This window comes from Streptomyces sp. NPDC000941, assembly GCF_053599555.1.
This window is the reverse complement of sequence record NZ_JBSFMM010000011.1, coordinates 25,590-47,322: the sequence shown is the minus strand read 5'-3', so window position 1 is coordinate 47,322 and position 21,733 is coordinate 25,590. Positions and strand designations below refer to the sequence as shown.

23 protein-coding genes are annotated in these 21,733 nt (G+C 69.1%); 11 read left to right on the top strand and 12 right to left on the bottom strand.

Annotated features, from left to right (window positions below; all coding sequences use genetic code 11):
• Positions 1 to 100: 100 nt before the first annotated feature.
• The 3 genes from ACWDSL_RS06560 to ACWDSL_RS06550 form a co-directional block, all read right to left on the bottom strand.
• The gene (locus tag ACWDSL_RS06560) at positions 101 to 247 is read right to left on the bottom strand and encodes a hypothetical protein (RefSeq protein ID WP_450482342.1); all 147 of its coding nucleotides are present in this window, start codon (positions 245 to 247) and stop codon (positions 101 to 103) included.
• 681 nt (positions 248 to 928) lie between these two features.
• Positions 929 to 1,345, bottom strand: a complete 417-nt coding sequence (locus ACWDSL_RS06555; RefSeq protein WP_450482340.1) for a hypothetical protein — start codon at positions 1,343 to 1,345, stop codon at positions 929 to 931.
• A 145-nt stretch (positions 1,346 to 1,490) separates the two neighbouring features.
• On the bottom strand, positions 1,491 to 2,318 hold the full coding sequence (locus tag ACWDSL_RS06550) for a hypothetical protein (RefSeq protein ID WP_450482338.1): 828 nt from the start codon (positions 2,316 to 2,318) through the stop codon (positions 1,491 to 1,493).
• 457 nt (positions 2,319 to 2,775) lie between these two features.
• Here ACWDSL_RS06550 and ACWDSL_RS06545 point away from each other — a divergent pair, with 457 nt between their 5' ends.
• From ACWDSL_RS06545 to ACWDSL_RS06530, 4 genes are all read left to right on the top strand, one after another.
• The gene (locus ACWDSL_RS06545; protein ID WP_450482336.1) at positions 2,776 to 3,585 is read left to right on the top strand and encodes a GntR family transcriptional regulator; all 810 of its coding nucleotides are present in this window, start codon (positions 2,776 to 2,778) and stop codon (positions 3,583 to 3,585) included.
• A gap of 872 nt (positions 3,586 to 4,457) precedes the next feature.
• Positions 4,458 to 6,968 (top strand): hypothetical protein, encoded by a 2,511-nt coding sequence (locus tag ACWDSL_RS06540; RefSeq protein WP_450482334.1) that lies wholly within the window; start codon positions 4,458 to 4,460, stop codon positions 6,966 to 6,968.
• Positions 6,965 to 7,777: a DciA family protein gene (locus tag ACWDSL_RS06535; protein ID WP_450482332.1), complete on the top strand. Its 813-nt coding sequence runs from the start codon at positions 6,965 to 6,967 to the stop codon at positions 7,775 to 7,777. Before ACWDSL_RS06540 ends, ACWDSL_RS06535 begins: the two co-directional genes overlap by 4 nt.
• A gap of 141 nt (positions 7,778 to 7,918) precedes the next feature.
• Positions 7,919 to 8,665, top strand: a complete 747-nt coding sequence (locus ACWDSL_RS06530; protein WP_450482330.1) for a DUF5131 family protein — start codon at positions 7,919 to 7,921, stop codon at positions 8,663 to 8,665.
• 55 nt (positions 8,666 to 8,720) lie between these two features.
• Here ACWDSL_RS06530 and tcmP read toward each other — a convergent pair whose 3' ends face one another.
• Positions 8,721 to 9,869: a three-Cys-motif partner protein TcmP gene (tcmP, locus tag ACWDSL_RS06525; RefSeq protein WP_450482329.1), complete on the bottom strand. Its 1,149-nt coding sequence runs from the start codon at positions 9,867 to 9,869 to the stop codon at positions 8,721 to 8,723.
• A 289-nt stretch (positions 9,870 to 10,158) separates the two neighbouring features.
• Between tcmP and ACWDSL_RS06520 the strand changes: the two genes are divergently transcribed.
• The 3 genes from ACWDSL_RS06520 to ACWDSL_RS06510 all read left to right on the top strand — a co-directional run bounded on the left by ACWDSL_RS06520 (position 10,159) and on the right by ACWDSL_RS06510 (position 11,632).
• Positions 10,159 to 10,404, top strand: coding sequence for a hypothetical protein (locus tag ACWDSL_RS06520; RefSeq protein ID WP_450482328.1), 246 nt, complete (start codon positions 10,159 to 10,161; stop codon positions 10,402 to 10,404).
• A gap of 563 nt (positions 10,405 to 10,967) precedes the next feature.
• On the top strand, positions 10,968 to 11,234 hold the full coding sequence (locus ACWDSL_RS06515; protein WP_450482326.1) for a hypothetical protein: 267 nt from the start codon (positions 10,968 to 10,970) through the stop codon (positions 11,232 to 11,234).
• Positions 11,234 to 11,632, top strand: a complete 399-nt coding sequence (locus ACWDSL_RS06510) for a hypothetical protein (protein WP_450482324.1) — start codon at positions 11,234 to 11,236, stop codon at positions 11,630 to 11,632. The genes ACWDSL_RS06515 and ACWDSL_RS06510 overlap by 1 nt, the downstream gene beginning before the upstream one ends.
• A gap of 63 nt (positions 11,633 to 11,695) precedes the next feature.
• On the opposite strand, the gene ACWDSL_RS06505 is transcribed toward ACWDSL_RS06510, so the two are convergent.
• From ACWDSL_RS06505 to ACWDSL_RS06495, 3 genes are all read right to left on the bottom strand, one after another.
• Positions 11,696 to 11,857, bottom strand: coding sequence for a hypothetical protein (locus tag ACWDSL_RS06505; RefSeq protein ID WP_450482322.1), 162 nt, complete (start codon positions 11,855 to 11,857; stop codon positions 11,696 to 11,698).
• 282 nt (positions 11,858 to 12,139) lie between these two features.
• Entirely contained in the window at positions 12,140 to 13,063 is a 924-nt protein-coding gene (locus ACWDSL_RS06500; RefSeq protein WP_450482320.1) for a recombinase family protein, read from the bottom strand.
• A gap of 47 nt (positions 13,064 to 13,110) precedes the next feature.
• Entirely contained in the window at positions 13,111 to 13,434 is a 324-nt protein-coding gene (locus tag ACWDSL_RS06495; RefSeq protein WP_450482318.1) for a hypothetical protein, read from the bottom strand.
• Between the two features lie 335 nt (positions 13,435 to 13,769).
• Between ACWDSL_RS06495 and ACWDSL_RS06490 the strand changes: the two genes are divergently transcribed.
• Positions 13,770 to 14,126 carry a hypothetical protein gene (locus tag ACWDSL_RS06490; protein WP_450482317.1) on the top strand — a complete coding sequence of 119 codons (357 nt, stop codon included), beginning with the start codon at positions 13,770 to 13,772 and terminating at the stop codon, positions 14,124 to 14,126.
• A 61-nt stretch (positions 14,127 to 14,187) separates the two neighbouring features.
• Here ACWDSL_RS06490 and ACWDSL_RS06485 read toward each other — a convergent pair whose 3' ends face one another.
• Positions 14,188 to 14,559 (bottom strand): fic family toxin-antitoxin system, toxin component, encoded by a 372-nt coding sequence (locus ACWDSL_RS06485; RefSeq protein WP_450482315.1) that lies wholly within the window; start codon positions 14,557 to 14,559, stop codon positions 14,188 to 14,190.
• A 16-nt stretch (positions 14,560 to 14,575) separates the two neighbouring features.
• Positions 14,576 to 14,803: a hypothetical protein gene (locus ACWDSL_RS06480; protein WP_450482313.1), complete on the bottom strand. Its 228-nt coding sequence runs from the start codon at positions 14,801 to 14,803 to the stop codon at positions 14,576 to 14,578.
• Positions 14,804 to 15,545: 742 nt separating this feature from the next.
• Between ACWDSL_RS06480 and ACWDSL_RS06475 the strand changes: the two genes are divergently transcribed.
• On the top strand, positions 15,546 to 15,761 hold the full coding sequence (locus ACWDSL_RS06475) for a hypothetical protein (protein WP_450482311.1): 216 nt from the start codon (positions 15,546 to 15,548) through the stop codon (positions 15,759 to 15,761).
• A 150-nt stretch (positions 15,762 to 15,911) separates the two neighbouring features.
• Here ACWDSL_RS06475 and ACWDSL_RS06470 read toward each other — a convergent pair whose 3' ends face one another.
• Positions 15,912 to 17,957, bottom strand: coding sequence for a hypothetical protein (locus ACWDSL_RS06470; protein WP_450482309.1), 2,046 nt, complete (start codon positions 17,955 to 17,957; stop codon positions 15,912 to 15,914).
• A 1,404-nt stretch (positions 17,958 to 19,361) separates the two neighbouring features.
• Between ACWDSL_RS06470 and ACWDSL_RS06465 the strand changes: the two genes are divergently transcribed.
• Entirely contained in the window at positions 19,362 to 19,574 is a 213-nt protein-coding gene (locus tag ACWDSL_RS06465; RefSeq protein WP_450482307.1) for a hypothetical protein, read from the top strand.
• Positions 19,575 to 19,749: 175 nt separating this feature from the next.
• Positions 19,750 to 20,262 carry a hypothetical protein gene (locus ACWDSL_RS06460; RefSeq protein ID WP_450482305.1) on the top strand — a complete coding sequence of 171 codons (513 nt, stop codon included), beginning with the start codon at positions 19,750 to 19,752 and terminating at the stop codon, positions 20,260 to 20,262.
• 82 nt (positions 20,263 to 20,344) lie between these two features.
• On the opposite strand, the gene ACWDSL_RS06455 is transcribed toward ACWDSL_RS06460, so the two are convergent.
• Positions 20,345 to 21,067, bottom strand: coding sequence for a hypothetical protein (locus ACWDSL_RS06455; RefSeq protein WP_450482303.1), 723 nt, complete (start codon positions 21,065 to 21,067; stop codon positions 20,345 to 20,347).
• Between the two features lie 182 nt (positions 21,068 to 21,249).
• Complete coding sequence (locus ACWDSL_RS06450) at positions 21,250 to 21,708, bottom strand: hypothetical protein (RefSeq protein WP_450482301.1); 459 nt, start codon at positions 21,706 to 21,708, stop codon at positions 21,250 to 21,252.
• Between the last annotated feature and the right edge of the window lie 25 nt (positions 21,709 to 21,733).

The following is a 21,733-nucleotide window of genomic DNA, read 5'->3' as shown; positions in this document are numbered from 1 at the left end:
AACCGCCCGCGCCGCGCGGTACTGCGCGGCGCGGGCGGCACGTATGCCGGGCGGGATGTCAGTCACCGGCCGCCCTGGTTGACGACTCCGTCGCAGCAGATCACAGCGAGGCTCCGGGAAGCCGGATGGGCAGCTCGGGGTGCTCCTTCGCCGTGGGGGGCGGGGGCGGCGGCTGCTGGCCCTGGGGGCGGTCGGCTCGGTCGTGGTCATGGGCTACGACGGCCAGGCGTGCGATGGTGTGGTTCACAGGTCGCCTCTCTTCAGTGATGTGCCTGTGCGCGGCGTCCAGGGGGCCTAGCCCTGGACGCCGCTTGTGTGTTGTGGAGCCGAGATTCCAGCCCCTTCGGCCGGCACGTTCGATGTCCTGCGGAACAGACAGGCTCACGGCGACCCAGCCCCGTCAGAGGTGGACCGCCGTGAGCCTGTAACCGCTCGTGAGCAGCGTCAGCGCCGGAGAGCGCTGGTGGTGTCCGGCACCGCGGCGGGGCAGCGCTCGAATTTGCCGGTCAGAGGGTTCCGTTGTAGCCGCAGCTGGTGCACGTGTAGTTCCCGTCCAGGGTCGTGACGGTCTGGCCGCAGGTACTACGACCGCACGTGCCGGTCGTGATCTCCGCCGCCAAGACGGAAACGCTGGCGATCCATGCCGATAACCGCGACGTGATCTTCATCAGGCCACCGCCTTACTGGCACGGACCCGGCGCAGCGCCTCGTCCATGTCCGGGTCGCTATCCCCGTCGTGTGCACGAGGAGGCGGGGGAGCTGTCATGCTGGTGATCACAGGTTCCTCCAGTTCAGGGCCTGTACAGACAGCCCCGGAGGGTCAGAGCTCCGGGGCTGTCGCATGTGACTGCTCGGACGAGCAGCCACGACCCGCGACACCAGCCGTATCGGTGGTATCGGGGGCCGTGGCGGCTGGTACGGGTCGTTGTCAGGCGGCCGCCGCGACCGCGGCGGGGCGACGTCCGAACACCGCGGCCGGCGTCGGGACCGGCCCCGCCGCCACGATGCGAGGCAACCTCTTCACGGCCGCGGCTCGCGACGGCACCGTGGGGCCCCTGTCGACGCGAACCTCGTTCCCGTCGGGCACGGGCGAGAGATGGCGACGCAGCACGATGCGCGCCTCCCGCATCAGCCAGTCCGGCAAGGCGCTCGTGCCGTCGGTGGCATCCAGACGCCGCGAGTCGAGCGCGCCGATCCAGGTCTCCCGGGCCAGATCCTCAGCCACGCGCCAATCGGTGGCGGGCAGGTGGTTGGTGATGTAGCCGAGCAGCGCGGCCTGGTGGTCGATGAGCAGCTGCTCCGCCGACGAGTAGCGGCGGTCGGTACGGGGCGCGATCGTGGGCATGTTGATCTCCTAGGAAGCGGGCAACCTAAAGCCCCGGGGCAATCCCGGGGCCGTCGTTCTGTTGTGGCTCTCGTACGAGCAGCCACGGCCCCGGCCTCCCCGCGTACGGGATGGCCGGGGCCGTGGTCGTTCGTTCGCTGTGGAGTCAGGCGCTGACCCGGAGCGGCTTCAACGGGACACCGGGGCCGCAGAAGTCCGAGACCGTGTCCGCCCTGCGGATCCGGCAGGTGTTGTTGGCCTCTTCGACCGCGGTGCCGCTGCGCTTGGCCAGTGCCTGCATAGGGGCGCCCGTAGCCTGGCGGTGCTTCGCCCACTCGGCTGCAGTGTTCGTCTTGGCCTTGACCGACCGGTGGCGGGTGAGCAGCGCGTCGACCCGAGCCTCTTCCCTGCGCTCGCGGTCGCGGTGCTTCTGGGTGCGCTTCAGCTGCTCGTACAGCGCGGCGAGCCGGGCCCCGTCGGCACAGCGGCGGGTGCCGCCGCAGCGGCCGGTCGCGCTGCTGGTCCGGCACTTATTGAGGTGTTCGCGGTAGGCGGTGAGTGCGTCGTCAGCGTTCATGGGCGCTGGAGTCATCTTGGCGACGGGCTTGGCCGGGGCCGGGAGCGGCTTGTAGTGCTGACGGGCGGAGCGGCAGCCGGCGGCCTCCACGCCTCCATCCTCCAGTCGCCGCCACCAAACCTCGTACGGCACGTCGACGATGACGCGGCGGTTACTGCCCAGCGTGCAGCGGATCGCTTCGTCCTCGCCCGCGGTGCCGGCGTGGTGCGGAACCAATTTCTGGATCCTGGCCTGGATGCCGGTGATGGGCACCCAGGTCTTGCAGTCGGGGCAGAGCAGCTGCGCGCAGGCGGGCCGGAGGTCGTACTGGTGGGGGCGGAGCGTGGAGATGGCGAGCGCCGGGCGGGCGCTGACGTTCGGGGTGCGGGTCCGGCTCCTCCGCATACGGGCGGTGCGCTCCAGGGTCTGAACGGGCATACAGAACTCCTCACTTCGGCGTGGCGGGGGGCATCGCGGTGCTCTCTCCGCCCGTCAGGCCGCATGGGGAGACCCGGCGTCCTGATGGACGGACAGCGCATCTGCGCTGCGACGTGCACGCAGATCAGTCGAGAAACCCGGGGGATTTGTTGGAGCTATCGACCCCGGCCACCCAACGAGGGGCGGACGACTGCTGCGGTGGTGCTCCCGTTCGGGGAAGGACGTGGTCCGTCACCTCGGGCCCGAACGAGCTATGCGGTTGTTGGCGCAGCGTCGCGTGTTCTCGGCGACACAGCACGTTATAGCTAGCTCTATTGTGCGCATCGCCTTGCCTCTGTCAATAGGGATAGCTATAACTGAGGATGTTCGATCAGGTGAGGAGAGTCACCGTCGAGCCCTCAGATAGGGCTAGCTCTAGACTGGCTACATCAACTGCAGGGCAGGGAAAGGTGACCGGATGCCAGCCTCGTACCGCGACATCGCCGCTGACCTGCGGCAAGCCATCCTGGATGGCCGGTACAGGCCAGGCGACAAGCTGCCGATGCTCAGAGAACTTCAAGAGCGGTACGGCACCAGCTACCAGACCACCCGCAGCGCGATCGCCCTGCTAGAGCAGGAAGGGCTGGCGGTTGCAATCCGGCGAAGAGGAACAATCGTGCGCGAGCGCCCAGAAAGACGGAGAATTACGAGGTCGCGGCAGGTCTACCGCGACGAGAAAGGCTACTTCTTCGACCCAGCCGCGCAGGGTTGGGACGCCATCCAGCCCCCTACCGTCGGTTGGGGAACAGTCCCTGCTGATCTCGCCGCCGTTGTTGGAGTACCCATCGGCGCTGAAGTACTGATCCGCGACCGCGTCATGGGAGAGCAAGAGACCAGGCAGGCAATGCAGTTGGCAACCAGCTATCTGCCTGCTGACATTGCCCGCGGGACCCCCCTCGAAGAGCGCGACACCGGCCCAGGCGGCATCTATGACCGACTCGAGGAGATGGGTCACCGGCCTCTGGCTTGGGCAGAATCAGTAACCGCCCGCATGCCTTCACCCGAGGAAGCAGAAGCCCTTGGCTTGCCCAGTGATGTCGGCGTCCCGCTACTGCGAGTCGTACGTATAACCACGTCCCCGAGCGGGCGGGTTGTCGAAGTCAACGACACCCGAATGAGTGCGGAGCGCTTCGAAATCGGCTACAGCATCAGTCGAAGCCCAAGTGCCCGACGGGCTGGTGACGACACGGCCGCCCCTGACGCCTCTAACGCCCCGTCGGGGGAGTAGGGTGGCCCCGAGTTTGATCAAAAAAGAAGAGTGGCCCCGTCGACCGGCCTGGACAAGCCGGGAGGGGCCACAGTGGCCAACGGATCTTGTGAGAGGGATCCGGTGGCCTGCCGAACACCCTTTAGCTGAAGTTAGGTGATCGACATGAATCAGGGTACCCGTACCCTCGCCCAGACGCACCGCACCCCGCCGTGGTGCCAGCAGCCCGTGAGCAGCTGGCCCTTCGACGGGGTGTTTGTGTTGCCCATGACCGCCTCAGCGCACGCCTCTGGTGTGGAGGGGGTTGGGATGATCTAGCTCTTTGGGGGCGGCGCCCTTCCGGGTCTTCTTGCCGCCCCGGGCTGCTCGGTTCCTTGGTGATTGGCGTCACCCAGGTCCAGCGCCCTCTGCTCTCCAACGGCCGGGCATGGCCTGCGGAGGAATTGTTCGACCGGTTGGCGCCGTATCGAACAGTTCAATTTTTCAGGTTCTCCACGAACCGAAGCACCCATGAAGGGGCTTCTTTGTGCCGTCAGGCGGGAAGCCCGCGACAGGAGCATTGTGCATGACTGCACGACGGCTCGCCATCTTTGGCGGGCTCGCGTACGCCGGTTTTACCGGCGTGACCGGCTGAAGCGCTGGTCAATCGAGACGAACGTCACACTCGCATGCGTGTCCGAGTGTCGCCCGAATGCCGGGCGACACTCCTCCACCCACGGCCGCGCCGTGCTGTCGTACGCCGCGCCGCGCCGCGCCCTGTTGCCCGTCGCCGTATGTACGGCGCAGCGGCCGCTGGTGCATCGGCCGGCTCGGGCGGGTTGGTGAGTGCCGCGGCGGCGCGGGCCGCTGTGGGTGGGCGGGGTATGGGTCCGCGGCCGCGTCGGCTGCGGGCCGTGCCGGACCAGGCGGGGCCGGCGCCTCGGCATGCCCCGGGGCATCCGCTGGTGTTGGGGCGGGATGCCCGGGCGCGGTTGCGGTGTGCGGTGCGGGAGCTGCTGGACGCGCAGGGCCTGGAGGGTGTGCCGGATTCGGTGCGCTTGGCGGTGCTGGTGCTGGCGTCACGCACGCCGGCGGAGTCGGGTCTGGTGGAGATCCGGGCCGGTGAACTGGCCCGGTGGCTGGGCCTGTCCACGTCGCGTGTGCGCAGGCTCCTGCGGATTCTGCGGGCCTCTGGTGTCGTGGAGGTGGAGACGGCGACGGGGGACTGGAGGGAGGACACGGGGCTGCGGTGCAAGGTCTTGCCGCTGTGGGCCGCGTACGGGAAGGCCGGGCATCCTCTGGCGCTGGCGAAGACGGAGTTCGCGACTTTCCTGCGGTTGCTGGAGGCGTTGTTCGGGCCGGGGTGGACGCATCGGGACGGCTCGGTGACCCCGGCGGGGCTGCTGGCCTGGCGTACGGGTCCGGGGGCCGCGACTGATCGGCTCGCGCTGCTGCTCCTGGTCCTGGAGACGAACTCGGCCGGGCGGGTCAGGTTGTGCGGTGGCACGGTCGACACCCACCGTGGCCGCGCGGCGGCGACCCTGTCTCGGCTGCTGGGCTGTGGAGTTGACGGTGCTGAGCGGATCCTGGAGCGGCTGGAGGCTGCCGGGCTGGTGCAGCGGCCACGCAGGAAGACCGGCTCCGGGTTGAACCATCGTGGCCACCTGGTGGTGCCAGCGGTCGCGGTCGCCCACCGCAAGGACGGCACCGAGCCCGTCGCCCAGGAGCAGCGCGCGGGCGCGCCGAAGCCTGTTCCCCTTTCAGACCCCGATGCTGCAACAGGGGGCAGTGACGCCACCACGGAGCAGGAAACGCCGCAGGTCAAAGACGTACCGGAGCTCGAGGAGGTAGAAGATCCAGAGCCCGACACTGCGCCCACCCTTCACTCTGATCACTCTTCTGCAGCGACTCCGGTCTCTTCCCCGCAGCTCTCTGGTGGTTTTTCCGGCGAAGGCCGTGGGAGGAACGGTGATCGGCCGAAGCGCGCGTGCGTGCGCGAAGGCCAGGCCGCCGACGGCGAAGGCGCGGTTGCCGCGAGCGAGTTGCCGGTGGCGGGGGTCGGCCCGCTACGCGGGGAAAAGCCAGGAGATTCCCCGGCCGATGAGCGGGATGAGCAGCATCCTGCCGAGGCTGGGGCCGGTGTCCGGCCGCGGTCGGTGGCGGGTGGAAAAGCGCAGCAGCAGCGGAGGGTGGGCCTTCCGAAGGATCTTGATCTGCGGGTTGTCCTGGCGCCGGTGGCGGGGCTGTGGGAGCGGCTGAACGGCTGGCAGCAGAACCAGGTTGAGCGGTCGGTGTCGGTGGAGCTGGGTCGGCTGAAGAACTTGCTGATGCGGCCGGAGGCCGCGGCGCGGTTGCTGGCCGGCCGGCTCACCGACCGGCTGGAGGAGACCGGTGGTGAGGCCCTGGTCGGCAGCCCGTTCGGTTGGATCACCCGGCGGGGCCTGGTGCAGCGGCCGGCCTGCTCGGATGTGCGGTGTGACGACGGGATCCGGCTGGACACCGGCGGCGACTGCGAGATGTGCGGCAACGTGATTCACATCCGGCGCGCCCGGCGGGCCCGGTATGCGGCGGAGATCGACGTGCAGCTGCCCGGCCTCACTGAGGACGAGCACCGCCAGGTCCTCGAGGACCGGCTCCGCGAACACGCCGCGGCGGAGGCGGAGGGCTTCGTGTGGCGCCGTGAGCAGGCCCTCGCGAGGCAGGTCCGCCGTGACGCGGCCCGTGCGGAAGCCCAGGAGCGGGCGGAGCTCGAGCGCGCGGCCGCAGCGGCCGCCGACGCGGTCCGCCAGGCGCTGCCGTGCGAGGACTGTGGGCAGGAGCGGGCGGCCGGGCTGTGCGAGGCGTGCGGTTACCGGCGCCGCGCCGAGGCCCTGATCGTGGAGGCTGGCATGGTCGCGGCCGCCTGGTCCGCGGCCCTGGATGACCCAGGCGCCGTCGCCGCCGTCACCGCCCACGTCCGCGCATCGCTGGAGGCCGACATCGAGGCCGCCCGCACGCAGTTCCTGCAGCTGCTGGACCCCGACGAACTGGAAACGAACCCGGTCGCGGCGGCGTCCGCGCTGCCCTTCGCCGCGCTCCAGGCTGTGGAGCAGGCGGCGCCGGAGTACCGGCGGTGCGCGCTGGCGATGCTGGGCCGCACCGAGGAAGCGGAAGCCGAGGCCCGCCGGGCGTACGCGACCGAGCAGAACCGCCGCTGGTTCCGGGCCAACCCGAACGGCGCGGACGCCGTCGCCGCCGCGACGAAGGCCGCCGACACCGCCCGGGAGCGCACCGCCCAGTACCTGCTCAAGGCGCGGCTGGAGCAGCTGCGCGAGCAGGCCACGGACCACACCGAGACAGTCGGCCCCGCGCTGTGGGCGGACCGGCTGCCCGAGCTCGCCGCCCGTTCCCTTGAGGGCGACCCGGCCGGGGTGGTGATCGCATGACCGCCGAGTTGAGCGGGGTCGACCTCGCACGCCAGGCCCTGATCGCGGCCCGGGAAGCGGCGCAGAAGAACGGCGGCCGCCGCCAGGAGAAGCCGAAGCGGTCCCGGACGCGGGCGGTGCGGCGGGACGGCCGCGAGCCGCTTGGGCTCGCCACCGCGATCTCCCTGATGATGACCGAGCGCGGCATGGTCGCACCGGCCGCCGGCGGCAGCGTCCTCGCCAAATGGGCCGACATCCTTGCCGCGGCGGCGCCCGAACTCGCCGGACATATCAAGGCGGTGAAGTTCGACGCGGACACCGGCCGCCTGGACGTCGTCCCCGACGCCCCCGCGTATGGCGCCAAGCTGCGCTGGAGCTCACCGAAGCTGATCACGGCGGCCAACGAGCAGGTCAAAGGCGCAGGAGTCCGCACCCTGCACATCCTGCCGCCCGCACCCGGTACGGCCGACCCCGCCTCGGAAGCCGCCGCGCCGACCCGGCAGCCGGCTGCGCCCGCCGGGCCGGTGAAAACGAGGGAGATGGCACCTGACGGCTACCGGCAAGCGCTGGCCGCCCACCAGGCCAGCAGGCCGGAACGGGTCCTCGACCCGAGGATTGCCGCGGCCATCGAGCGGCAGAACGCGAGCCGTGGGATGCGCGAGCCGGAGGAAGCGTTCGGCGATGGGCAGGCCGCGATCGAGGAACTGCAGACGGCCGCGGCGAGGGACGCGGCCGCCGGCAGCGGTCGCGCCCGCGCGCTGCGGCGGGCCCGTGCTGAGCGAGCCGGCTCCGGGGCGGCTCCAGCTGTTCGGAAGGCCCGTATCGCGTGACTGTGCGTGCGGGAGATGTGTACAGGCCGGTGATATCGGAGGTGTTGAGGTGATTGGATGGCCGGGTGTCGGCGCCGGTGTGTGGTCGTTGAGCATGCCGTGCGTGAGCGGCGGAGTAGTCAGGCGAGGGGGAGGTAGCTGGTGAGCGATCGAAGCGCCATCGAGTGGACCGAAGCGACGTGGAACCCCACCACGGGATGCGACCGCGTGTCCGAGGGCTGCACCAACTGTTACGCCCTCGCCTTGGCCAAGAGGCTCAAGGCGATGGGAGCGGCGAAGTACCAGAACGACGGCGATCCACGGACCTCTGGTCCCGGGTTCGGTGTCACGCTGCACCCGGATGCGCTGGATGTGCCGTATGGGTGGAAGAGCCCTCGCACCGTGTTCGTAAATTCTATGAGCGACCTCTTTCACGCGCGGGTGCCGCTCGACTACGTGCGGCAGGTCTTCGAGGTCATGGCAGACACCCCGCAGCACACGTACCAGATCCTGACCAAGCGGGCTCGGCGCCTGCGTCAGGTCGCCCCGAAACTGGACTGGCCGCCGAACGTGTGGATGGGGGTCTCGGTCGAGTCGGAGGCCGAACTGCCCCGCGTGGATGATCTGCGCCAAGTCCCGGCCGCCGTGCGGTTCCTGTCCTGCGAGCCGCTGCTGGGCCCGCTGCCCGGGCTGGACCTGGAGAGCATTCACTGGGTCATCGCCGGCGGCGAGTCCGGCCCACGCCACCGCCCGCTGGACCCGGCCTGGGTGACCGGCATCCGCGACACCTGCCAGGAAGCAGGCGTGGCCTTTTTCTTCAAACAATGGGGAGGCCGCACACCGAAGGCCGGCGGCCGCGAGCTCGCCGGCCGCACCTGGGACGAAATGCCCAGCCCCGTCGCCGCCTGACAGCGACACGAAGCGGCCGCCGCGGTGGGTCCGCGGCGGCCGCTTCACGGCGTCATCAGGCCGCGGGGCGCACGATCAGCTCACGGATCCGCTTCTCGCCCACGCCGGTGCTCGGTGTCTTGCCCTGACTGTGGAGCAGCTTCACCGCCTTCCGGGCAGCCGGCTCGGTGACCTGCCCGTAGTAGGTCCCGAACACCTCCAGGGTGTGGTCGACCAGCTTCACCGGCCGCCTGGTGCGGAGCAGCAGTTTCTCCAGATTGCGGGCCATGGCCGGCACCGCTTCCTTCTCCACTGTTGCCGGGTCCGGCCGCTGGAGCGAGGCGGCGGAGAACAGCGCGCCGTCGTCCTCGCGCAGCTCGAGTGTCTTCCACCACTCGTCCCTGGCCCGCGCCGCCGCGTCTCCGAAGACCCACAGGCCGTACGGGCTGCGGGTGGCGAAGACCAGGTGGTAGACCGGTTTCACGTCAGGATCAGCGGCGACCGGCACGGATTGCACCGACATGTCCGTCTGCCGTGCCAGGCGCCGGGCGTACTCCGCCGCCACAGCCTCGGCCGCGTCCTCCTCGGACCGGGCGCCGCTGAAGTACTCACGCCACCACCGGCCCCCGCACACCGCGTCGAACCGCTCCAGGCTCTTCTCGTTGCCCTTGGGCGAGGAGACATGGCCGCCCAGACGCCGAACCGCCATCATGCTGAAGTTCATCAGCAGCTCGGTGGCCGGGCGACGCCCCGGCCGACGCCGCGCCAGGACATCCACCAGGCGGTCCATCGGCAGACACAGCCCGCACGGGTCCAGGAACAGAAACAGCGGAACACCGCTCGCCCGCAGCACCACATCGTCGAGGACGCCGTCGACCTCCCCGCGGTGCGCCCGCGCGTCAACGCCGCGGGCCTGGTAGCTGCGGAGGACTTCCTGCAGGCGCTCGAAGGACTTGGCCTGCTCCTCCACGAAGAAGCACGACAGGTTCAGCCCACGGGACCGGTAGTAGGAGGCGACCCGCAAAGCGATCTCCGCTGAGCCCGGCTCCCCGTTCTCGTACCGGCCCTCGCCCGCGTACCCGTCCAGGTAGACCACTCGCCTGTCCTGCGACTGCGTACTTGTCATCCCGCCGAACGGCGGGATGTACCGCCGCAACAACTCATGCTTGAACACGCTCGGCAGGGCTTTGCCCTCCCAGTAATTCCCGCCCGTTCCGGTCGACATGGCCCCCACCCTGTATTCCGTCAACTACGTTCCGTTACAGATGGTGAACCAGATGCCAGGGCCCGGCAAGACCCCCATGACGCCATATGACGGGCAGGTCCGACGGACCCGGCGCCAGCTGCATCAATCGACGCCGCCCGGGCGCAGAGTTGCCACGGCGGTAGGTCGTCCGGACCGCGCTTGTGAGAAGCGACCGTCAGGCCACCCGCTCACGGGCCTCCTCACGGTGCCCTGCCAGTGCGCGCAGAGAGCGGTCGGCCGGGGCGGGGAGTCTGCCAGGATGGTGGGCATGGCGAATGAGACGCCGACGCATGACGAGCAGCTGGCGACGATCCGCGAGCAGCAGCGCACGGCGTTCGGGAACATCGACTCGCTCGCTGACGCCGTCGGAGCGCCGGGGGACCGGTCGATCACTCAGCGTCTGGACGGGATCGAACGTGCCGTTGGCACGATGGGAGATGCCATCGGCTCGATGGAGCGTCTTCTGGTCGCCCTCGCTCGTGCGCAGGGCATCGACCCCGACATTGCTCCCTGACCCAGCCGAGCCTACGGCGCTCAACCGCTCAGGGGTCAGGTGAGCGCTCGGTCTCAAGTCGTTGTGACTGAGCGTTCGACTTGGCCCGTTCGGCCAACTGAAGCGCTCAGCACCGCAGGCTTCTGACCAGGGTCTTCTGTGACAGCGAGAGCAGATCCCATCACGACCTCGCCCGCCCCGAGGAGCGTGTTGAATCCGAGGACCCGCTGACCTGCGGGAATGAGTGAACGGGCCAGCTCTCGCGCTCAGCCGGGCCAATCCGACCGCTCATAGGCCGAGTCGAGCGCTCAGCCACAGTTGTGACTGAGCGCGCCACTTGGCGAGTTTGAGCGTCGTAGTTGGCGACATGCTCCGGCCTGCGACAACGTGGCGCCTCAGGGCCTCTGGCGCCCAGTGCTGCACCGACGGCGCTCGCGACCTCCAACCTCCGCAGGGTCTCTGAGCTGCAAATACGTCCATGCTCAATCCGCCAGATAGAGCGCTCATCCGCCAAGTAGCGCGCTCAGTCACAACAGTCGTTCGGAGGCTGCCCACCAGTCCTCTACTCGCAGTAGAGTCGGGGTATGGCAGATGAGACGAGTATCAAGGTGAGCGCGGCTACCCGCGACCGGCTGGCTGCGCTGGCGACCGAGGAAGGCACCACGATCCGGCAGCTCGTCGAAGAGCTCGCCGAGGGCCGGCCGACCCAGGCCGAGTACGCGGAGCGCGCCAAGCAGGCCCGCGCCGAGCTTGCTTCCGTTCTGGGTGTTGTGCCCAGTGAGCAGGCCGAGGCGAAGGCCCGCGGTCTCCTGGAGCGCCTTGGCGGCCGCCAGGACCCGGCGGCCGCGTAGTGGGGCCGATCGCGGTCGTCCTGGACCACACGACCGCCACCGCCCTCCACGACCCCAAGGACCCGTACAACGAGGCCGTCGCCGCGTTCTACGTCCAGGCCTCCGGCGGGCTGGGCACCCTGTACGCGCCCGTGCTCTCCCTCACCGCCGGCGACACCGAGCGGCCTGGTCTCCTCGCCTACATCAACGGGCTGCGGTTCATCACGATCGAGCCCTTCGACACACAGGCCGCGCTCACCGTCAGCGAGCTGCTGTACGCCGGGCACTCCTGGGCGGCCGTCCACGCCATCCACGCCGCTCGCCCCTCCGCCGACTTCCCCACCGGCCGCTTCCTGCTCACCCTGACGCCCGAGGCGTACGAAGACACCGGCGTCCAGGCAGTCCATCCTGGCGAGTAGGCCGCTCGGTAGGGGCGAGGTGGCGCGGCAGCGGTGGGCGGGGCACGGGCGGCATGGGTGCTCTCAGGACGCTGGGCCCTCGACCTCGCCCCGTGCAGTCCAGGTCTTGCGTACGCGCCGGCGGCCGTCGGTCTCCTCGATGAGCTGGATCACGACGTCCGGGTTGGTTCCGTAGAGGCCGACGTATTCGGTGTACTTGTTCTGGGCAGTGCCGGGGACCTCCACTCGCCTTCGACGGCAGGGCCGTTTGCCGCGAACTGCAGTCGGCAGAGGTGCTTGGTCCCCACACACGGCTCCTCGCCTCGGCGTATCGACCCCATCCTGTCACCCGGCGGCTTCCGGAGATCGGGCTGTGCCTGCCCTGCGAGTAGTGCCGCATCAACATCGTGAGGCGTGCTGGACGTGACGCCGCATGATCTGCCGACAGCGCCGAACTGTGGCACGAGACAGCGGGGCACGGCGTGACCAGAAGCTGCTGGTCTGTTGTCGCCTACAAGACATGACAGGTCAGCCCGTGGTGCGGGCGGCCGTCACGCGGTCCTGGTGGATGCGGTGGGCCTTGCGGCCGGCGGGCGTGCCCATGAGGCCGGTGGACTGCTCGATCATCGCCAGGTGCACGCTCAGCGGTGCCGTGGCCCGAACCGAGTAGCCCTGGCCCCGACGGATGGTCCGGCTGCCGCGGAGCGCTTCCTGAATTTTCGTGTCCTCGGTGTTCTGCAGGTGCTCGGCAACCAGGCCGGGGACGTCGACGGACACCGTGGGGTCGGCGGCGGGGACTTCTTCCACGGCCTGGTCGTCGGCGACGTCGTCCAGGAGCACCCCGAGGTGGTCGGGGACCTCGCGGGCCTTCGCGTCGTCCAGGACGCGCCGGATCGTCTTCGGCGACGTGCCGTACTGCCGGGCGAGGGCCTTCACGGCGGTGCCCTCCTCGCGGTACGCCTGGACGACCTCGGCGGCTTGGTCCTTGCCGAGCGCGGAGGGGCGTCCGAGGGTCTTTCCGGAGGCTTCGGCGGCGGCCACGCCCTCGCGGGTGTTTTCCGAGATCATGTTGCGCTGGAACTCCAGCACGGCCGCGAGCACCGAGACCGTCATCTTGGTGCCCGGGTCGTCCAAGGCGAGGTCGATACCGGAGAGCAGTCCGGACTCCACCCGCAGGTGCAGGCCCCGCCGGATGAGCACCGGGCGCAGGGCGATGATGTCCGCCACCGATCGGAACAGCCTCGCGGCGTCGGCGATGCGGATGGTGTCGCCGACGGCGGCCTCGTCCAGGAGCCGCTTGAAGCCGTCGCGGTACAGGGACAGCACCCGGCTGGAGGTCGCCGGGTCCTCGTAGGCCGGAGCGCCGGCGGCGAGCAGCGGCGCCAGTGCGTGCTGCTGCCGGGCGTCGGCTTGCTTGTCCGTGCTGTGGCGCACGTACAGGCGGTCGCTCACTCGTCGTCCTCGGTGTGGGGTGGTGGATGGGGTGATGCGGGCAGTGATCAGCTTCCGTCGGTCTCGTCCCACCACCGGTGGGCGTTCTGGCAGGTGAACTGCCGCACGGTGATCTGCTGGTACGGGCCCCGGTCCTCCAGGTAGACGACGCCGCTGGTCGCGGCCAGGTCGTCGGTCGGGCAGACCCAGGAGGCGAGGTCACTGTCGGTCATGACCCGCGGCTTGCTGCTGCTGGGCACGATGAATGCTTCGTGCGGGATGAGGCCGTGCTCGACGTAGTCGTCTCGGCACTTCCGGGCCAGGTCCCGGTCATGCGCTGCAGCGTCCTCGATCAGCCCATGCCGGGCGTCCCAATGGCAGATGGACCACATGTTGATTCCCTCTCGGTCGGCCGGGCCGTGGTGGTGGCGTCCGATGAAACACCCTAGGGGGCGAAATAGGGGGGCGCAAGTACGGAATGGATTCCAACGGATCGGCACGGCAAGGCCGACACGGTACGCACCGAGTACCTGAATCCGATCCGGCGCGAGCTGGGCGAAGGTCAGCCGCCGTCGCGGGTGAAGAGCTGACGCCTGGATGCGGACCCCCGCAGCCCGCAGCTGAGGCTGTTCATGAACCGATCGGTTAACGGACGCCCTCTCCCGACAGGCAGTCAGCTGTCATGCTAAGCAGCTGAACTCCCACCTCCGCCCCCCTGGAGAGCATCGTGGACCTGAGCGCCACCGGCGAACCCGTCATCGTGCAGGAGGACACCCAGGTCCACGTCGGCATCCACCTTCGGCCAGGCACTCTCACCCTCACCCGGAACGGCAAGGACTTCGCGGCGTACCACGCCCTGGTGCAGTTCGCCTCTGCAGACGCGAACCCGTGGGCAGCGCAGGAGGCCAAGTTCTCGGCCAAGGGGCCGGACGGCAAGTCCGTGGGATTGACCGTGGATCTTCTCAACGACGCCTGCGACGGCCCTCAGGCTGGCGTTCCCGCCGCGATCTGGAAGGTCGTAGCTCTCGCCGCGACCTCCGCCGGAGACGTCGGCATCACCTACGCGCCTCCTGGCCGCGCCTGATGTAGGGATGTCGTGCACGGCGTGCCGGCGAGAGGGGAAAGCCGACGCCGAACGCTGCAGATCAGCGAGTCCACTCCTTGAGTGATGACGCGATCTCCCGCACGTCGAGCCGCCCATTGGCGACCTGCTCGACGAGGTCCGCAGCCTCCTTGGTCGTCACGCTCACCGGGATCCCCGAGGCGCTGAGGTAGGCCGCGGCCACCGTGGCGCCGAACAACTCGTTGGAATGTTCGAGAGCGGGGATCCGTAGCAACTGCTGGAGCAGCGCGGCCGCCCGGTGATGAGCCTGGCTGTAGACCGGGGTGTCCATCACGTGGAAGCTGTGCCTGGCCCGGGCGGCTTCGAGCGCGCCCCAGTCCACGACCTCGGGGTCGCCAGGAAGCTCCTGGTGTGCGATTTCCAGTAACCAGGCCAGATCGATCTGAAGAATCATGCGCGGAACGCCGGGCTCAGGCGGCGTCGGCCCGATGGCTGGCAGGGCCGCCGAACCGCTCCGCGAAGCCCTCGGCGTGCTCGCTGATGAAAGCCCGGGCACCCTCGAGGAAACGGACCTTGATGAGGTCAGCGGCCAGTACCTGACCGGCGTACGCCTCGGCGGGTACATGCTTCTCAGCGGCAGCGCGCTGCAGCTGTTCGTACGCCTCGTCGCTGATCTCAATACGGATTTCCCGGGCCATGCGACCACGGTAGCGGCACATCGTCTTGGCCGGCAGCCGAACCGTCGTGCTCACCGTGGCCTGGTGCCTCTCCCACTCGCCGGGCCAAGCACGGAGAACGGTCAGGGACCGTCTCTCAGATCCGGGGAACTCGTGGTGACGACGATCGCACGGTGCGCCCGGGCTGCCTGTTGAGTGAGCCGCACGGCCAAGGGGCGGATGGCCGACCGTGTGAGCTGTGGAGAAGCCAACACGCTGCCGGCCGGTCCGCCGTGCATCGTCCTCACCCGCATCCATCTGTACTGACCGTCCCTGATACAGGGAACACGACGGCTCTGGCTTGCGGTGGTGGGGAAGGAAAACACCTAAACCCGTGGTCAACGTGGCGGTCAACCCGTGCCGAAACGCTGGCTTCCCCTCGTACGACTGCCCCGCCGAGCCCAGGTCGGGTGGGCGAGCGCAGCGCTTGCGCCGCTTGCCCCTACCACTGCTACAGGGGAGAACCCGGCCCGTTATCGGTACCAAAAGTCGCAGGTCAGGGCAGTGACAACAGCGACAACGCCGATCCGATTAAGGACCCGGACTCTATTGAATGCGGTTCTCCCGCGGCCGATATTGACGGCACCCAACGGGGTTGCGTCGCTAAACGGCGCCTGTCCCACAGTGCTGCCCGCAGCCAGAGCTGGCAATCCACTTGCTCTCTCCACCAAAGGGCACCACCACGCATGCGGCCTCCGCACGCCCGAACCCGAAGGACAACCTGATGACCACCAACCCGAACACCCCGCGCCGCGAAGACCGGTCCGAACAGACACGGCTGTACCTCCTGCTGCGTGCCCTAGCGGTGATCCTGCTCACCGTGGCGGGCCTGGTCTACGTCACCTACCAACACCCGGCACTCGCCGATCCCCTGGTAGTCGGCGGGACGGCCGCCGCAGTTCTGGTGGCTGGACTCGGATTCGCCCTCACGAGGCGGTGAAGCACCGGCGGCCGTCGCACGCGGGCCGCCAGCTGGCGCGCGGCGAGCTCGGCCGGGCTCGCCGCGTACGTCTCCGACCGCCGCCGTACGTCTTCGAGATGACGTACGGCGGCGAGCGCCAGGAGCACGACCACTCGACGGGTTGCAGGCTCAGGCAGCCGTGGCCTTGACGCCGCCCTTGCCCCGGTAGTCCGGGCTCTGTGTCTTCTTCGTCTTCTGGGACGGCTTGGGCTGCTCGGCACGCGTCTTGGTCGTGGCGGTGGTCGCCTTCGCGTTCTGCTTGCGGAGCTTGGCGACCCGGTCGGTGACGCAGGTGTCGTACCCGCCGCACTCCTTGCGGGCCTGCTGGTACAGCGGGTCGGCGTTGGACTGCTTCGCCTTCTTCGTCGACTCCGCGATCGCCTTCGCGTTGCGGGTTTTGTGCTGGTCCGTCTGACGGGTCTTGGCGGTCGTGGTCTTGTGGACGTCCGTGGTGCGGCGCTGGTCGCTCCTGGTGGTGGTTGCCTTCTTCTGGGCCCGGAGCTTGGAGACCCGGTCGGTGACGCAGGTGTCGTACCCGCCGCACTCCTTGCGGGCCTGCTGGTAGAGCGGGTCCGCGTTGGACCTCTTCGCCTTCTTCGTCGAGGCCGCGATGGCCTTGGCGTTGTGCTTGCGCAGCTTGTCGGTGCGCTCGGTGACGCAGGTGTCGTACCCGCCGCACTCGGTGCGGGCCTGCTGGTAGAGCGGGTCCGCGTTGGACTCCTTGGCCTTCTTCGTCGAGGCCGCGATGGCCTTGGCGTTGTGCTTGCGCAGCTTGTCGGTGCGCTCGGTGACGCAGGTGTCGTACCCGCCGCACTCGGTGCGGGCCTGCTGGTAGAGCGGGTCCGCGTTGGACTTGTCCGCGACCGCTTTCGCGGTGTCGAGCGCCTCTTGAGACTTGATCAGCTCAGGAGCGACCTTGCGGACGGTGCCCTGCGCGTATTCCTTGGAGGTGTCGAAGCCGCGGGCGATCTGCCCGATCGGGCCGTCGTCTTTGATCTCGTTGTAGTCGTCGGTGATCCGCTTCGCCAGAGCCGGGTCCTTGCGTGCCTGCTCCAGCACCTTCTGGTTCTCGCGGCCCAGATAGATTTGGTATTCATCGCCGATGCCCTCGCCGATGACCCCGGCAATTTCAGTGCCGATGCCGGTGCTCGTGCTGCCCCGGTACCCGGTCTTCGGCATCGTGGGACCGCTCCACCCCTTCCACGGTGCCCTGGGGCTGGTGGCGGTTGTGCTGCTGGTTGTCTTCGGCGTGGTCGTGGGGCCGGCGGGGGTTGTGCCCTTGGTCCCCTTCGGCGTGGTCGTGGGGCCGGCAGGGGTTGTGCCCTTGGTCCCCTTGGCCTGCGTGGTTTCCTTCGGCGTGGTCGAGGTGGCCGTCGGTCCCTTCGGGGGCTTCTTCGGGTCGCGCGGTGTCGTACGCGTCCCGCCGGTGTCGCCGTCGTCGTCCGGCGGTCCCTGGAGCCTGCGGCGGTCGGCCTCGGCCTGGGCCAGGTTCGCACGGGCCGTCTTCAGCTGCCGCAGCTTCTCCCGACGGTCCGGACGGGACTTCTTCGTCTCTTCCTCCAGGCCGCTGATCTTGTTCCTGAGGCCGCTGATCTTCGTGTCGAGGCCCTGGATCTTCGCCTTGACGCTTTCCGTGTCCGGCCGGGTCTGCTTGACCGTCCAGTACTTTTTGGCCACGTACTTGGCCTGCCTGCGGGCCACCTCCCGGTTCTTCTCGGCCTCCTCCCGTTCGGCGGGAGTCTGGGCCTGGTTGACCTTCTGGTTCAGTTCATGGACCTTGTCCCCGCGCTTGGTGACCTGCCGCCGCAGCCCGTCAGGGGTCTCCTGCAACCGCCGGTGCAATTCCTCTGCGTCCTCCACAAGATCCGGCAGATCGTCGGGGAACGAGAAGCCGACGCTGCCCCTTCCAAACCTTTCGATGTAACGCTTGGCGGCGATCTGCCGGAGCACCTTCCACCCGTAGTACGGGTCGTGAGGGTCCACCGCGGCCTCGACCCAGGACTCGTACATCTGCCACTGCCACTTGTTCCACTGCCCCTGCAGCTTGTTCCAGAAGCCGGGCTTGCGACCGGAGGAGTCCGAGGCCGGATTCGGCGGGGGCGGCGCGGCCGACGCCGTCGCCGCCGGCGCGACCAAAGCGAAGCCGACCGCGGCGATGACGGCCACCAGAGCCATCCGCAAGGACACCGGCCAGCGGCGGGGCTCACGAGCCAGCCACCATCCAGCCGCCCTCCCCCGGTGAGAACCGGCCTTACGCAAAGAGACGTTCACGGGATTCCTCCTGAGACAAAGCGGGCGGGGCACCGGGCGGCCGAACCCGCCACAGCTTCGCGTTCCGGCTTCACTCCGCAGTCCTGGACTGCTGGAGGAAGCCCTCGCACCGGGCGCCGTCGAATGGCTGCGGAGCGGTACGAGAAGCGTCGCGGGCCACCGACCCCCGCACAACGGATCAAGGCGTCCGGGACCGTCCGGATCCGTCTGGGACTGTCTCAGCCCAGGTCAACACCCTGATCAGACACTCCCGGACACCCTGCCGAACCCCACCACCGACGTCAGCGGCCACATCCCCCGATTGCGCTGCAGTGGCGAATCCGGGGCATCAGGCCGTGGGTCGGCGAAGGCCCCCAAGGGCTGGCCGGGAGGCCCGGGGTCATCCAGTCGGCCCAGCGCTGCAGCTGGTGGCTGTCAAGGAGGTGGACCCTGCCCGGCGCCCAGCGCGGGGGATCCCAAGGCGTCGCCGCGGCGGTCGCCCGGATGGGCTCGGCCGCTCGCGAGGATGGACCGGAATGCCTTCTCCTGGCTCAGGGCGCCGCAGCAGGACGCCAACGCTCTCGCGGGTTACATCCGAGGCGGGCTCTGAGCGTCAAACCGGCATCGACCGCCGCCCGGCCGCGTCAGGATGCTGCTGCCGGGGAGCGGGTGTGTTGCTGGTTCGGCGCCACGGTTTGTCGTACCGGCAGCCGCAGGCGCGGCACCCGGCACGGAAGAGCCCGGCGGCTGGGCCCATCTGCTCGCGCAGGTTCGGGCGGCGACAAACGGGTCCGGATAGCGACAAAAGCGACAACGCTGGTCAGGTTAGGGACCTGGGCTCTATTGAATGCGGTTCTCCCGCGGTCAATAAATAGTGACGGCACCCAGCGGGGTTGCGCCGCTAACCACCAGCTGGCGCACGGTGAGCTCGGCCGGGCTCACCGCGTACGTCCCCGACCGCCGCCGTACGTCTCCGAGCTGACGCATGACGCGAGGGCAACCCGCCGGGCACTTCCAAACCGCAGCACGCGCCAGGCAGGAGCCGGGGTCACCCAGATCCCTGCCCCATAACAGAGATAGGAGGTTGCGAGCCCGTACCAGTGGCAGGCGCGCCGTTCAAGCCGGGCTATCCGGAGAAGTCCCAGGTCAGAGGCCATGAATGGGGCGTTCGCCGGTGGAACAGTTTGGTCTGCCGATCGGGCTTGCGCCGCTAACTGGTGCCTGTCCCACAGTGCTGCCCGCAGCCAGAGCTGGCTATCAACTCGCTCTCTCCTCCGAGGAGCACCACCACGCATGCGGCTTCCGCATGCCCGAACCCGAAGGACGATCATGACGATCAACCCGAACACCCCTCGCGAAGACCGGTCCGAGCAGACGCGGCTGTACCTCCTGCTGCTCGCCCTGGCGGTGATCCTGCTCACCGTGGCGGGCCTGGTCTACGTCACCTACCAACACCCGGCACTCGCCGATCCTCTCGTAGTCGGCGGGACGGCCGCTGCAGTTCTGGTGGCTGGACTCGGATTCGCTGTCACGAGGCGGTGAGGCGCCGGCGGCCGCCGCGCGGACCGCCAGCTGGCGCGCGGCGAGCCCGGCCGGGCTCGCCGCGCATGTCTCCGGCCGCCGCCCGGCTCGCAGCAACTGACGCCGCGCCCCCTTTCGGGTCTGATTTCGCAATCGCCATCCGCTGGATCGGACTGCCCGCCTACGCTCGATCGTCATGACGATGCACGATGCACGAGTCAAGGTTGGCGCAGTTCAGGCGGCGTGGGACCAGGCGAGCATCCTGCGCTCGGCGGACGATCAGAAGGCGTGGCCTGTTCTGAGCGAGCGCATCGCTGCGGCTACGGCCATCTACGGCAGAGGTGAACTCCTGCGCGGGACGGTGTTCCTGATCGATGGTGCGCTCAGCCAGATCGGGGCCGGCCGCCCTGGAAGCGAGCAGAGCGAGCAGTTCGCCGAGCGGTTCACTCAGACTCTGTTGGACAAAGTCAGCCAGTGGGCCGGGCTCGTGGAGCCGGCCGACTTCCCGATGGTGCGCCAAGTCGTGAAGGCTGCTTTCGAGAGGCGCGATCCGGTGGCCTGGCGGGACCAGGCCGGTCCGGTCCGTGACAGCGAGTCCCGCACGATGACTTGCGCACTCGCGCTCATCGCCGATTTCGTGGACCGGGTCGACGGGCCGGGAGCGTGTGAGCGCGTGCTGCTGGCAGGCCTCGGCAGCGCCCTCGACTGACCCGGGCATTGCCCTGATGATGGCCTCCCACGGCTCACCGGATCAATCTGGTCCGGTGAGCCGTGGATTCGGGCCTGCTGACCTACGCGGCGGTGCTCGGCGGCGGGGTGCCGACGGCGATCCGGGCGCCGACTAGCTGACCTGCCTGGGCGGCAGCGCGCAGGGTCTTGGCGGCGGCCTTGGTGTCGTGGCGCAGGTCGGCGAGCCCGACGGTGCCGGCGTAGAGCACGGCCCAGCCGTAGCGGGCGGCCTGGGTGAGCCAGCGGTCCGGTAGCTCGACGCTCCCGGCGTAGAACTGCCCGCCGTCGGGGTCGAGGATCAGGAGTCCGTCCTCGCCGGCGGGGCCGTGGCCGAGCAGCAGCACGCCGATCCACTCGGGTACCTGGGGCGGGGCCTGGCCCATCCGGGTGACCACGTGGAAGCTCTGGCCGAGCAGGTGGCTGGCTACCAGGCTGGTCAGCTCCGCGCCGGGGCCGTTGATGATGTAGGCCTGACTCACGGTCTCGGCGACCAGCACGGGCAGGTCGGCGCCGCCGTGGTCGAGGACGGCTGCGGTCATCGTCATCTCGTAGCCGTCGGCCGGCGCAGTCGGACTGAAGTCGGCTCCGATCTGGATGACCTGGGACGGGCCACACCGGGCGTGCACGTAAGAGACGTGGGTGAAGGCTCCGTTCGTGCACACCACCGCGTTCACCGTGCCGACCAGCGGCTCCTCACAGCTGACGCATGTGCCGTCGGCGAGTGAGACCTCGGCGGCGCGGGTCACGCCTTCTGGGCCGAGCAGGGCCCGGACTTCGGAGCTCATCTGCAGGTTAGGCACAGGGCTGCTCCGTCTCGTGCTCGTCGAGTACGGCAGCGGTGTGCTCCTGTTCGAGGGCAGCTGCCTCGCGCAGCAGCGCGAGGTAGTTCCTGGGGGAGAACGTGCTCATCGGATCCTTCCGGCAGAGGGCCGGGCAGCCGGCTCCAATGATTCCGGCCGCGGTGAGCCTACTGGTGCGGGCCAAGCCTGCTCAGGCCCGTGGTCGGGGAGGGCTTGGTGATCTGCATCGGCACGAAGATTGCCATGGTGTACCCGGCAATCACGAAGACGGTCATCCCGATGCGTAGCCCTATGCCTTCGCCGAGTGCACCCGTTCCCCACACCAGACCCAACGCGACGAGTAGGCACAGGCCCCACCAGCACATCAGCACACTCCAGGCCCTCAGCTCCTTGCGGTACTCACGCTCCTGGGCAGCCCGTGCCTCGGGAGTGTCGTGGAGGATCCGGGTGTACCAAGCCAGGTACTCCATGCACTGGGTGTGTTCCAAGGTGTCCCAGTCGGCCGGCCTTAGCGGAATCCGTATGCCGTGCTGCTCCAGGTGGGCGCGTCGTTGGTCGCCGCTCAGCTCGCGCCAGCCGACTGGCGGCTGCCAGGCCATGAGCTCCCTGCTGGTCCTGAACGCCATGGCCCGACACGGTACTGGTCGACCG